The sequence below is a fragment of the Nonomuraea thailandensis genome (genome assembly GCF_024172165.1).
In the GTDB taxonomy this organism is placed as follows: Bacteria; Actinomycetota; Actinomycetes; order Streptosporangiales; family Streptosporangiaceae; genus Nonomuraea; species Nonomuraea thailandensis.
In genome coordinates this window covers 4553723-4565642 of record NZ_JAMZEB010000002.1, presented here as the reverse complement: position 1 = coordinate 4565642, position 11920 = coordinate 4553723, and the positions used below count along the sequence as shown (strand labels likewise).

General features: G+C 71.9%; 14 protein-coding genes. 8 read left to right on the top strand and 6 right to left on the bottom strand.

The features are described 5' to 3' along the window. Window positions 1–98 precede the first annotated feature (98 nt). The 3 genes from HD597_RS24520 to HD597_RS24510 all read left to right on the top strand — a co-directional run bounded on the left by HD597_RS24520 (window position 99) and on the right by HD597_RS24510 (window position 2263). Window positions 99–386: a DUF3040 domain-containing protein gene (locus tag HD597_RS24520; RefSeq protein WP_253745045.1), complete on the top strand. Its 288-nt coding sequence runs from the start codon at window positions 99–101 to the stop codon at window positions 384–386. Window positions 387–440: 54 nt separating this feature from the next. After that, the gene (locus HD597_RS24515; RefSeq protein WP_253745044.1) at window positions 441–1730 is read left to right on the top strand and encodes a hypothetical protein; all 1290 of its coding nucleotides are present in this window, start codon (window positions 441–443) and stop codon (window positions 1728–1730) included. 170 nt (window positions 1731–1900) lie between these two features. Further along, window positions 1901–2263 (top strand): STAS domain-containing protein, encoded by a 363-nt coding sequence (locus HD597_RS24510; RefSeq protein ID WP_253745043.1) that lies wholly within the window; start codon window positions 1901–1903, stop codon window positions 2261–2263. 8 nt (window positions 2264–2271) lie between these two features. On the opposite strand, the gene HD597_RS24505 is transcribed toward HD597_RS24510, so the two are convergent. Next, on the bottom strand, window positions 2272–2652 hold the full coding sequence (locus tag HD597_RS24505; RefSeq protein WP_253745042.1) for an STAS domain-containing protein: 381 nt from the start codon (window positions 2650–2652) through the stop codon (window positions 2272–2274). A gap of 360 nt (window positions 2653–3012) precedes the next feature. Between HD597_RS24505 and HD597_RS24500 the strand changes: the two genes are divergently transcribed. The 4 genes from HD597_RS24500 (at window position 3013) to HD597_RS24485 (ending at window position 6429) form a co-directional block, all read left to right on the top strand. Continuing rightward, window positions 3013–3462, top strand: coding sequence for an ATP-binding protein (locus tag HD597_RS24500; protein ID WP_253745041.1), 450 nt, complete (start codon window positions 3013–3015; stop codon window positions 3460–3462). Between the two features lie 231 nt (window positions 3463–3693). Next, on the top strand, window positions 3694–4527 hold the full coding sequence (locus tag HD597_RS24495) for an ABC transporter substrate-binding protein (RefSeq protein WP_253745040.1): 834 nt from the start codon (window positions 3694–3696) through the stop codon (window positions 4525–4527). Between the two features lie 22 nt (window positions 4528–4549). Then, complete coding sequence (locus HD597_RS24490) at window positions 4550–5251, top strand: ABC transporter permease (RefSeq protein ID WP_253745039.1); 702 nt, start codon at window positions 4550–4552, stop codon at window positions 5249–5251. 164 nt (window positions 5252–5415) lie between these two features. Then, complete coding sequence (locus HD597_RS24485) at window positions 5416–6429, top strand: ABC transporter ATP-binding protein (RefSeq protein ID WP_253745038.1); 1014 nt, start codon at window positions 5416–5418, stop codon at window positions 6427–6429. A gap of 104 nt (window positions 6430–6533) precedes the next feature. On the opposite strand, the gene HD597_RS24480 is transcribed toward HD597_RS24485, so the two are convergent. The 5 genes from HD597_RS24480 to HD597_RS24460 form a co-directional block, all read right to left on the bottom strand. Further along, entirely contained in the window at window positions 6534–7319 is a 786-nt protein-coding gene (locus HD597_RS24480; protein ID WP_253745037.1) for an alpha/beta hydrolase family protein, read from the bottom strand. 7 nt (window positions 7320–7326) lie between these two features. Continuing rightward, on the bottom strand, window positions 7327–8154 hold the full coding sequence (locus tag HD597_RS24475) for a carbohydrate ABC transporter permease (protein ID WP_253745036.1): 828 nt from the start codon (window positions 8152–8154) through the stop codon (window positions 7327–7329). Continuing rightward, window positions 8151–9083 carry a carbohydrate ABC transporter permease gene (locus tag HD597_RS24470; RefSeq protein ID WP_253745035.1) on the bottom strand — a complete coding sequence of 311 codons (933 nt, stop codon included), beginning with the start codon at window positions 9081–9083 and terminating at the stop codon, window positions 8151–8153. The genes HD597_RS24475 and HD597_RS24470 overlap by 4 nt, the downstream gene beginning before the upstream one ends. Beyond that, complete coding sequence (locus tag HD597_RS24465; RefSeq protein WP_253745034.1) at window positions 9080–10381, bottom strand: ABC transporter substrate-binding protein; 1302 nt, start codon at window positions 10379–10381, stop codon at window positions 9080–9082. The genes HD597_RS24470 and HD597_RS24465 overlap by 4 nt, the downstream gene beginning before the upstream one ends. A gap of 260 nt (window positions 10382–10641) precedes the next feature. Further along, the gene (locus HD597_RS24460) at window positions 10642–11340 is read right to left on the bottom strand and encodes a TetR/AcrR family transcriptional regulator (RefSeq protein WP_253745033.1); all 699 of its coding nucleotides are present in this window, start codon (window positions 11338–11340) and stop codon (window positions 10642–10644) included. 152 nt (window positions 11341–11492) lie between these two features. Between HD597_RS24460 and HD597_RS24455 the strand changes: the two genes are divergently transcribed. Next, complete coding sequence (locus tag HD597_RS24455; RefSeq protein WP_253745032.1) at window positions 11493–11861, top strand: hypothetical protein; 369 nt, start codon at window positions 11493–11495, stop codon at window positions 11859–11861. Window positions 11862–11920: the final 59 nt, after the last annotated feature.

The window sequence follows — 11920 nt, the reverse complement described above, 5'->3', positions numbered from 1 at the left end:
GTGCAATGTTTTCTTGGCATGTCCGGCATATCTGGATCAAATGGGACGCCTGTCGGGGTGTGCAGGGCGGTGAGCCGTCACCGATCGGGGGCGTTGACATGGGACTTTCGCGTGCGGAGCGCCGGACGCTGGCCGAGCTGGAGAGCCGCCTCGTCCGCGAGGAGCCCGAACTCGACGCCATGCTCTCCGGCGCGCTGGACCCCGGGACGGAGCCGCTTCCTGCCACGGCGGGCAGCCGCTCGCTGCTGCACGTCTGGTGCATGCTCGTGATGCTGACCTGCGCGGTGCTGATGATCGGCATCGTGCTGCTCATCACGGGGGAGCGGAGCTGCACGGGCCTGCAGTCCACCACGTGCCAGCGGCCCGCCGGCACGCAGGCAGGGTAGGCCCCGCGCCGGCGTGACCTCGAACTCCTGGACGGCGGGCCGCGTCTCACTCTTGTGAGCCGGACCCTGCTCGTCGTCGTGCTGCTGCTCCTGACCGGGTGCAGTGCCCCGGCGGAGCTGCCGGGCTTCACCGAGCCCGCCCGCTCGGTCGAGGAGGTGGCGCGCCGGCTGCGCGCGTACGAGCTGCGCGGAGAGGAGCCCTTCCCCGCCGCGGGGGATGTGTTCCAGCTGTGCCCGGGCAGCCTCGACCCCCGGGCGCCCGCCGAGCCGCAGGCGTTCCCCGCCCTGGTGGCCCATCTGAAGACCGATCCGCCCGTCCACGCGCGGTTCATGCTGCTGCCCGATCCGGCGCGGGCGGCCGGCCTGGTGGCCCGGGCCGCGGAGGTGGCCCGGGGCTGCGCGGGCCCGGCGAGCGGCACCCTGGGCGAGGCGATGGAGGCGGAGACGACCGTGTCCGCCTTCGACCGGGGCGGCTGGTCGGGGGTGCAGGTCATCACCAGCGGGCGGCGCGGGAGCGACACCGACGACCCGTTCTTCCACAAGCCGTTCACCACCGGGCAGTCGGTGGTGCACCAGGGCGCGTGGGTCGTCGAGCTGGGATGGGACATCCGCGGCGGCTTCGGCTCGCCCGATGGCGACTGGGCCGCGACCGGGCTGAAGGTCTCCGAGTCCGTGCTGGCCGTGGCCGACGGCGCCGTGACCGCGCCGCGGGCTCAGGACCGGATGACCCGGCTGACCCACGCCCTGCCCGCTCCCGGCGCGTACGGCGAGCAGGTGAGGATCTGGCCGGAGCCCGGCGAGCCGCGCCAGTACCGGGAGGAGGGGGACGGGCCGCCGATGAGCAACGACCTGTCCTGCGGCACCATGTCGTCCAGAGAGCGGCTGCCGGGCTTCCTGCCCTCCGCCGAACGCTCGCTGCTCGGCGAGGTCGCCGTGCACGAGATGGTGTCCGTGGCCCCTGACGAGCAGCAGGCCGAGCGGTTACGGAGGGGCTGGCTGCACGACGGGACGGGCTCCTCGGCGCCCGACCCCTGCGCGTACTCCGGGCCGGGCTTCGTCCACAGCGAGGAGACCGAGGCGAAGGGCGTCGCGCCGTCGGTCACGGCCTTCCGGCACGGGGAGTGGACGGGGGAGATCGAGCGGTTCGCCGCGCGTCATCCGAAGGCGAGCGCCGCCTCCGGCTACCGCGACTCCTACGCTCATGTGGCGGTCGCCGTACGGAAGGGGGCCATCGCCGTCTACCTGCGATGGCAGGGCCCGGCAGGGGTGGATCCGCGGCGGGCGTTCGGACGCGGCGAGCCGGCGCTGAAGCGCACGCTGGACCGGCTGGCGCCGGCCGCCTGACCGCGGCCCGCCGCGTGCGCGGGCTTGGCCGGACCGCCACACCTTGCTTACCTGCGCGACCCGAAGGAGGAACGGTGCCGGGCAAGGGTAGCGCGGAAATGTTGGCGGATATCGCCGCCCCGGCCGGCGGGGGTGGGCAGGGCGGCGCGAGCTTGGGGATGGCCGGCGCCATGACGGACCTCTTCATCGACGTCCGGCACCTGCCGGACTGTCATGTCGTGCAGCTGGACGGAGAGCTCGATCGCACGACCCAGCCACCGCTGGCCCAGACGTTCGACCGGTTGCTGAGGGCGGACACCCCGAAGATCGTGGTGGACGTGACAGGCCTGGCGTTCTGCGATTCCGGCGGCTTGTGGACGCTCATCTCCAGCCAGCGCCAGGCCGAGGCGCGCGGCGGGGGGCTGCGGCTGATCGGCGTGCAGGGCGCGCTGGCACGGCTGCTGACCATCACCCAGCTGGTCCACTTGTTCCCGCCCTACCGCAGCCTGGCCGAGGCCAGGACCTGGGCAGGCTCGGGCGGCGGGCCGGCGTGAGCACGAGGTCAGCGGGGTGGAGCGGGGGCCGGGTCCGGCCCCTGCGGATCGGCCGCGCCCCCCTCGGGACGCAACCGCTGCTCCGGGTCGAGCTGCCAGCTGAGCAGGGTCAGCAGATCGCGTACGGTCGCAGACGCGTTCACCAGGACCAGCGCGCGCGGCGGACGCAGACCGGCGGCCGTCCGGACGACGAGCTGCAGGCCGGCCGCGTCGATGAAGGTAAGCTCGGACAGATCAAGGTGGATGTCGGCCTTGCTGATGCGCACCGCCCAGGCCAGCGAGCGGGCCAGCACCGGCCGGCTGGCACGGTCGATGTCGCCGCGCACGCGCAGGCCGAAGGGGTGCACCATGGGCAGCACGTCAGCAGCGTCGTCGGTTCGGTCAGTCATCGCACTCCACGCCACGAGGGGCTCTCTCAGGGCAGAGCCGAGCCACGCCCCATGCCCGCGCACGGCAGGGCATGGGCGCACACAACGGGCGAAGGCACCGCGAGAAGATCGCCGGAAGCAGGAGCGCCCGGCGCGCCGCGCGAGCGCTCAGCGGCGGCACATCGGGCAGGGAGGACAGCAGATGTCGGGCGATCAGCCTTTCTCGCCAGGCGCCGGCCAGCACACCGCGTCGATCGCGGCTGATCTGCCCGGGGGCACCAGGGGTGTGCCCGGCTCGGTTCGCTTACTCGGTCACCTCACCCTCTGCCCTCACTTGTACGCTTTACGCCATGTCCCCTCTGTTCCAGGGGTGAGGTAGCCATGCACGCGCCCATCCGCCTGCACTGCCCCATCACCTACGACCTGGCGCTCATCCGGGACCTCATCCGGGTCTACGCCCGCCACGCGAAACTGTCCGGAGCCCGGGTGGACCACCTGGTGCTCGCGGTCAACGAGGCCGTCACCAACGTCCTCGACCACGGTGCGGGCGGCGGCACCGTGACGGCTTACACCACCCCCACCAGCATCACCGTGGAGATCTGCGACAACGCCGGCCGGTTGCGGCCCGAGCACCTCGCCACCGTCGAGCGCCTGCCCTCGCCCCCGACCGACGCCGAGCAGCTCAGCCTGTGGCTGATCCACCGCCTGTGCGACGAGGTCACCCTCGACCACCCCGACGGCCGGAGCCGGCTCCGGCTGCGCCTGGACCTGCCCCTCAGCACCTATCTGCGGCCATGGCGGGGCGACGACTCCTCCGCGGCGGCGAGCTGACCCGCCCCGGACCTCACCCTCGGCCCGCGCGACCCCACCTCTCGACCCGCCAGAGCCACCGCTCGGCCCGCGCGACTCCCACCTCGCGACCCGCGAGAGGCCGCCGATCGGAAAGATCACGGCGGCTCTGGCCGTCGTGGCCTCGTCATACCTACACTTGCCTTGCTCTGTAGTAGCACAGATAGGGCCACAGTGGTGAGAAGCAGGCTTCTGATCGTTTGCGTGTGGGTCGTGACGGTGTTACTGGCCGGGTGCGCGAGCGCCCCCTCCTCCGGCGGCCCCGCGACGAGCCCGCCGGCGGACCAGTCCCTGATTCTGGCCACCACGACCAGCACCCAGGACAGCGGCCTGCTCGACGAGCTGTTGCCGGCCTTCACCCGCGACAGCGGCTGGCAGGTCAAGACCCTGGCGGTCGGCAGCGGGCAGGCCATCGAGCTGGGCCGGCGCGGGGAGGCCGACGTGCTGCTGGTGCATTCCCCCGCCGCGGAGGAGAAGTTCGTGGCCGAGGGCAGTGCCGGCCCGCGGCGGCTGGTGATGCACAACGACTTCGTGCTGCTCGGCCCGCCGGCCGATCCGGCCGGGATCCGCGGCACGAAGAGCACGGACGCGATGAAGAAGATCGAGGCGGCGCGGGCGATGTTCGTCTCCCGCGGAGACGAGTCCGGGACCCACGCCAAGGAGAAGACCCTGTGGGCCGGGGCCGCGGTGAAGCCGGGCGGATCGTGGTACCAGTCCACCGGCCAGGGCATGGGCGAGACGCTGCGGGTCGCCGGCGAGAAGGCCGCCTACACGTTGTCGGACCGGGCCACCTTCCTCACCCAGCACGGCAGCCTGGAGCTGGAGGTGCTGAGCGAGGGCGACCCCGCGCTGCTCAACGTCTACCACGTCATCGAGATGACGACGAAGGCGGGCGAACGGGTGCGGCCCGACGGGGCGAAGGCGTTCGCCGACTGGATCGTCGCGCCGCCCGCGCAGCGGCTCATCGGCGAGTTCGGGCGGGCGAAGTACGGCCGGCCGCTGTTCACCCCGGACGCGGGCGTGGACGAGGCGACACTGGGCCAGTGAGCCCGGCCCGGGGAGTCATGTGATGGACGTGCTGTTCGACGGGCTGGCGGACGCGATCGGCCTGCTGGTCACCGGGGATCAGGACAGCTGGTCGATCATGCTGCTGACCATGCGGGTGTCGTTGACCGCGACCGCGATCGCGCTGCTGGTCGGGGTGCCGCTGGGCGCGGCCCTGGCGCTGGCCCGCTTCCCCGGCCGGCGGATCGTCCTGGCGGCGGCCAACACCGGGATGGGCATGCCGCCGGTGGTGGTCGGCCTGTTCGTCACCGTGCTGTTGTGGCGCAGCGGGCCGCTGGGCGGGCTCGGGCTGCTCTACACGCCGGCCGCGATGGTCGTCGCTCAGGCCGCGATCGCCACCCCGATCGTGGTCGCCCTGGTCACGGCCGCGCTGCAGCAGGTCGATCCCGACTTCCGGGTGCAGATGCAGGCCCTGGGGGCGACGGCGGCCCGCGCGTTCGCGGCGCTGCTGAGCGAGGCCAGGCTGCCGCTGCTGGCCGCGGCGATGGCGGCGTTCGGCGCGGTGGTGAGCGAGGTGGGGGCCGCGCAGATGGTGGGCGGCAACCTGGCCGGGCAGACCCGGGTGCTGACCACCGCCGCGGTCCTGGCCACCAGCCGGGGCCAGTTCTCGCTCGCCATCGCGTTCGGCCTGATCCTGCTGCTGATCGCGTTCGGCGTGAACCTGTCGCTGACGCTGATGCAGCAGCAACGGACCGTGCCGCGATGACCCGCCCGGGCGCGGGGATCGGGACGGACGGCGCCGCGGTGCCCGGCCCGGGCGCGGGGGTCGGGACGGGCAGCGCCGCGGTGACCGGCTCGGGTGCGAGGGTTGAGACGGGCCTAGCCGTGGCGACCGGCCCGGGCGGAGGGATCGGGACGGACAGTGCTGCGGTGACCGGCCCTGACGCCGGGATCGGTTGCCGCGACCTGCGTGTGCACGCCGGCGGCAGGGAACTGCTCAGCGTGCCGGAGCTGCACGTCGCCTCGGGACGCACGCTGGCCGTGCTCGGCCCCAACGGCGCCGGCAAGTCCACCCTGTTGCGCGCGCTGGGCCTGCTCAGCAGCCACCGCGTCAGCGGGCAGATCCTGCTCGACGGCCGTCCCGCCACGCCGGCGCTGATGCGCGGGGCGATCGCGGCCGTGCTGCAACGGCCGATCCTGCGCCGCGGCACGGTGGCCGCCAACGTGATCAGCGGGCTGCGTTTCCGGGGCGTGAGCCGCCGCGAGGCCAGGGCCCGGGCATGGCCGTGGATCGAGGCGCTGGGCCTCGCGCCCCTCGCCGGCCGGGACGCCCGCAGCCTGTCCATCGGCGAGGCCCAGCGGGTCAGCATCACCCGCGCGCTCGCCGTCCGGCCCCGGGTGCTGCTGCTCGACGAGCCGTTCACCGGGCTGGACAGCACCACCCGCGCCGACCTGCTCGCCGACCTGCGCGCCGCGCTGAACGGGCAGCCCACCGCGACGATCCTGGTCACCCACGACAGGCAGGAGGCCCTTGCCCTGGCCGAAGAGACCGCGCTGCTGATCGGCGGCCGGATCCGCCAGCACGGCCCGACCGCCGAGGTGCTGGACCATCCGAGTGATCCCGACACGGCCCGGTTGCTCGGCTTCACCAACCTCCTGCCGCCGGCTCTCACCGGACGGGCACACACCCTCGCGGCGCGGCCCGAGCACACCGAGCTCGTCCTCGACCCGTCGGAGGGCCGGGCCGGTGAGGTCCCGGTGGTGACCGGGACGTTGCGCCGGACCGTCGCGCTCGGCATCGCCACCCGCGTCGACGTCGACACCCCCACCGGGCGGCTGACCTGCCTGCACCCAGGCGACGTGCCGGCCACCGAGCTTCCCCCGGCAGGCAGCGACGTCCGCGTCAGGATCCGGCACGCGCGGTCGTTGACCGCCGCTGAGTGACCGCCGTCGACCGACCGCTACCGACCTGAGGCGCCCCGGGCGGTTCGCCGCCGCCATCGTCGCCCACGCCGCGTCGGCGCACCGATCAGTCCGGGCACGTGGCTTCAGAGGCGAGCCCCGCGCGTCTCCAGCCGCTCGCGGAAGAACGCCAGGGTGGACTCGTGCAGCCGGGCGCGGTGGGGCACGCTGGACCAGCCGTGGTCGGCGCCCTCCACGACCACCAGCTCCGCGTTGCCGGTGTAGTGGTCGAGGTAGCGGCGGGCGTAGGAGAGCGGCGCGATGTCGTCGCGGTCGCCGTGGATGATGCGCACCGGCCCGGTGTACGGACGGGAACGGCCGTACACGTCGAGTCCGGCGATGTCGCCGGCCAGCGCCGGGCTCATCCGGTGACCGTCGGCGTCGAAATAGCCCTTCTCCCGGAGCTCGGCGCCGATGTCGCGGCCCTTGAGGAAGCCGGAGCCCACCTCGAAGGGGGCGACGGCGGCCGGCGACCACAGGCACGCGGCCCGGATGCCCGGCTCCTCGGCGGCCACGATGCCGGCGACGACGCCGCCCATGCTCATCCCGATCAGGCCGATCCGGCCGGGATCGGCGAAGCCGAGCTCCCGTACGGCCCGCACGACGGCCCGGGTCTCGGCGATCTCGCCGGTGATGGTGACGCCGGAGAAGTCGCCGTCGCTCTCGCCGTGCCCGGACAGGTCGAACCGGACGGACGCGATGCCGTCCTCCTCCAGCAACCGGGCCATGAGGACGAACGAGCGGTTCTCCATCCGGTTGTTGGAGAACCCGTGCACGAACACCACGGTGGGCCGCCGCGCCGCGCCGGGCGGAACGTGCAGCGTGGCGCGCAGGGTCAGCCCGTCGTGCTCGAAGTCGTGGGATCGGATCATGAGCTCCTCAGCCCTTGATGGCGCCGGCGGTCATGCCGGCGACGATCTTGCGGTTGAAGAAGACGAACAGCAGCAGCGGCGGGATGGTGATCAGGACGATGTCCATGAACAGCAGGTTCCACTGCGTGTTGTACTGGCTCTGGAAGTTGTAGAGGGTGACCTGGACGGTGGCGTTGTCGTCGCCGGGGGTGAAGTAGAGCGGGTTGACGAAGTCGTTGAAGACGGCCACCGAGGTGGTGAGGATGACGGTGATGGTGACCGGCCGCAGCAGCGGGAAGATGACGCGGAAGAACAGCCGCAGGCCGCTGCAGCCGTCGATCTGGGCGGCCTCGTCGAGCTCGCGCGGGACGGCCGCGATGAACGCGCGGAACAGCAGCACCGCGTACGACAGCCCGAAGGCGACCTCGACGAGGATCAGCCCGGGCAGGGTCTTGAACAGGCCGATCGCCTGCAGCAGCCAGATCGTCGGCACGATCGCGGGCGGGATGATCAGCCCGGACAGCACGAGGAAGCCGGCCAGCGAGCCGATCTTCCCGGCCCGGCGTTGCAGGACGAACGCCGCCATCGCGGCGAAGACGACGATCAGCGCCACCGAGGCGACGGTGAGGATCGTGGAGTTGACGAACGCGCGCAGCAGCACGTAGTCACGCGCCTCGACGACGGCGATGAGGTTCTGCACGATCGGCCAGCTCGTCGGCCAGGCGAAGTCGAGGTCGGCCGACTGCGCCCGGTCCTTGACGGCGGTCAGCAGCATGAACGAGAACGGCACCAGGAAGATCACGGTGGCCAGGACCAGCGTGATCGTCTCGGCGCTGAGCTTCTTGAGCGTTCTCATGCGGCGACCTGCCTCTTGCCGAGGAAGTAGTTGAGCGGGAGGACGATGGCGGTGACGACGATGAAGAGGATCACGTTGCCGGCGGTGGACAGGCCGAAGAAGCCGGCCTGGTACTGCTTGTAGATGATGGAGGCGATGGTGTCGCTGGTGAAGCCGGGGCCGCCGCGGGTCATCGTCCAGATGAGGTCGAAGGAGCGCAGGCCGCCGATGAAGGACAGGATGATGACGGAGTAGGTGGCGGGCCACGACAGTGGCAGGGTGACGTGGCGGAAGCGGTGCCAGGCGCCGCCGCCGTCGACGGCGACGGCCTGGTAGTACTCGGTCGGGATGGACATGATGCCGGCGATGTAGATGACGGTGGCCAGGCCGACGCCCTTCCAGACATCTACCAGGGCGACCGACAGCAGGGCTGTGTTCGCGTCGCCGAGCCAGTCCGGCCCGGAAATGCCGGCCAGCGCGAGCACCTTGTCGACCAGCCCGGTGTCCGGGCGCAGGAGCGCGCTGAAGGTGATCCCGACCGCCACCGTGGAGACGAGGACCGGGAAGAAGACCACCGAGCGCAGGAAGCCGCGCAGCCGGAGTCTGCTGGTGAGCAGGACGCCGAGCAGGAGGCCGAGGACGACCTTCAGGCCGCTGGTGAGGACGGCGTAGACGATGGTGTTCTGGAAGCCGATGCGCAGGTTCTGCTCGGCGAGGAAGTCGCGGAAGTTCTGCAGGCCGACGAACTCGCTGTCGAACAGCGTCCAGCGGGTGAGGGCGAAGTAGAACGCCATCGCCGTCGGCACCAGGAAGATCACCACATAGACGACCCCGGCCGGCAGGTAGAGCCAGTAGGGGTAGGCCGACCTGCGCCGGGCCGCCGGCCGGGCGTGCCGATGCCCAGGCGTCGCGCCGGGCCCCGCGTGGGGCCCGGCGTGCTGCTGCGTCACCACCCTGCGAGCCCCAGCTGCTTGGCCTGCTTCTCCACGTCCTTGTCGTACTGGGCGGCGCCCTCGGCTGCCGGGGTCAGGCCGGAGCCGACGGCGACGGTGATCTGCTCCAGCGACGGGCCCTTGATGGGGGACAGGAACTCCAGCGCGGGCGTGGTGGCGCCCTGGTCGATGTAGCCTTGCAGGTCCTTGGCGACCTGGAGGGCGTCCTCGGGCAGCTTGGAGCCCTTGATCCGGTACGGCCCCGACGGTTGCACGGCCGCGGTCACCGCCTCGGTGCCGGCGGGTGAGGCGACGAAGGCCAGGAACTTCTTGGCCGCGTCCAGCTTCTCGGTGGTCCTGGCGATGTAGATGGCCGGGGGCTCCCAGACGGTGGCGCCGTTCTTGGCCGGATCGTCGCCCGGGATGCCGAACAGGCCGACGTCGGTGGCGGTCTGCGGGTAGGTCGCCAGCAGCGGCGGCAGCAGGCCGCTGAGCATCGGATAGTGCGCGCCCTTGCCCTCGACCAGCAGCTTCAGGCCCTGGTCGAGGGTGGCGGAGCCGAAGCCCTTCTGCAGGTGGTCCTTGGCGTGCACGTCGGCCAGGTGCTGGAAGCCGCCCGTCGCGGCCGGGGTGGTGGCGTACTTGGCCTTGCCCGCGGTGTAGTCCTGGGCGAAGGTCGGGACTGCGGCCTGCACGTTGTGGAAGTCGGCGAGGACGAAGAGCTGCGAGGTCCAGGTGTCCTTGAAGGTGCCGATCACCGGGGCGATCCCGGCCGCCTTGATCTTGTCGTTGTTGGCCATGAAGTCGGCCCAGGTCTTCGGCACCTCCAGCTTGAGCTGCTCGTAGACCTTGCGGTTGTAGAGGATGCCGCCGCCGGTGAGCGTGGTGGCGGGGACGCCGTACACCTTGCTCTCCTGGGTCACGACGGGCAGGTACTCGGGCTGCACGTTGGCCAGCACCGGGTCGCCGGTGAGGTCGACCAGGGTCTGGGCCGGGTTGAGCGCCTGGAGCAGCGAGCCCGAGTTGTACCAGAACACATCCGTCATCTCGCCGGTGGACAGCCGGGTCTTGACGACGTTGTCGCCCTCGCTGCCGCCCGGCTGGTGCTCCATCTCGATCTTGATGGTGGGGTTGGCCTTCATGAAGGCGTTCGCCAGGGCCTTGGAGGTGTCCACGGTCGACTGGTCGTTGCCGGTCATGAAGGTCAGGGTCGTGGTGCCGTCGGCGCTGGTCTGCGAGCTGGATCCGCAGGAGGTAAGGGCCGCCGTCGCGAGCACGGCCAGGGCCGTGGCAAGCGTGCGGTGGGAGGTCTTCACACACCCCTCCAGGGTTATTGAATCGTTTTAAGCGGCTCCCCGATGCGGTTAACGTAGGCGTCACATGGAAGGGTGTCAAGGGGCTATTTGTGTAACGGTTCCCAAGGTTTGCGCAGATGAGATAGCTATAGATGCAGTGTCACGCGTAACGGTTCTCATGTCGGGCGGCGCGGGGCGGCCATGTGCCCTGCTCAGGATCGGTGTGGCGTACGGAGCGCGCTCACCGGGAGGGCCTGACAGCGCCGGCTACCCGGATCGTGTCAACCGTCCGTGCCGGGGGACGGGCGGGTGAGGCGGACCATGGCGCGATACAGCGCGGTGGGCGCGGGGGTCTGCTCCAGCGGGGGCAGGTCGGTGCCGGGGGTGGCCCAGGCGCGTAGCATCTGGCCGACCAGGCGGCGCCAGGTGTCGGGGGCGGCGTCGGCGGTGGCGGCGATGACGCCGGCGTTGGCCATCAGCAGGATGACGAGGTCTTCGGCGGCGAAGTCGGCGCGGAGCCGGCCGGTCGCCTTGGCGCGGGCGATGAGTTCGAGGAAGCCGTGGTAGGCCTCGGCGCGGCGCGCTTCCAGGGCCTTGGCGGCGGGGAAGGTCATGGCCAGGACGTCGGCGAAGCCGCGGTCGGCGGCCTGCATGGCGCAGACGGCCTCGACGTAGCCGGTGAAGCCGTGCCAGGGGTCGGGGTCGGCCAGGGCCTGGGCGGTGGCGGCGGCGTAGGCGTCCATGCGGTCGGCGAAGACGGCGTTGATGAGCTCTTCGCGGGTGGCGAAGCGGCGCGACAGGGTGGCCTTGCCGACGCCCGCCTCCCGGGCGACGCAGGCCATGGACACGCCGAGGCCGTGACGGGCGTACAGGCGGCGGGCGGCGGCCAGGATGCGCTCGCGGTTGCGTTCGGCGTCGGCGCGCAGGCTCGGCCCGGGCTGCTGGTCGGCGGGCGGGTCGGGCTCGGCGGCGGAGGTCATGGGCCCCATCCTAGCAAAGTGGAACATGCTACCCACTTCGTGGGAGTGTCCGGGGTCCCTCCCGAGCGCGGGCGCGGCGAGGACCGCTGGACTTTCCGTGATCCGGCTGGGTAGGTGGGCAAGCCCAGACCAGGAAGGAAAGGAGCGTAGCCGTGCATCCCTCCCACGAGCCGGTCATCGGTCAGGTGCGCGCCGGCATGAAGGTCGTCGACCGGGACGGCAAGGAGCTCGGGAAGGTGGAGTTCGTCAGGATGGGCGACCCGCAGGCCGCGACCACCGAGGGACAGGAGTCCGGGGACCGTCCCGGCCTGGTGCCGGCCCTCGCCGCGGTGTTCCACCACGCCGAGCCCGACCTGCCGCCCGCACTGGCGGCGCGGCTGGTGCGGGCCGGCTTCGTCAAGGTGGACGCCAAGGGGCTGTTCTCCCGCGACCTGTACGTGGCCGCCGATCAGCTGGCGGGGGCCGAGGGGGACGTCGTGCGGCTGAGTGTCGACGCGGGCTCGCTGGCCAAGGAGCGCTGAGCGTCGACGCCGGCCCGCCGGCCAAGGAGCGCTGAGAGGGCGCCGGCTCGCCGGCCGGA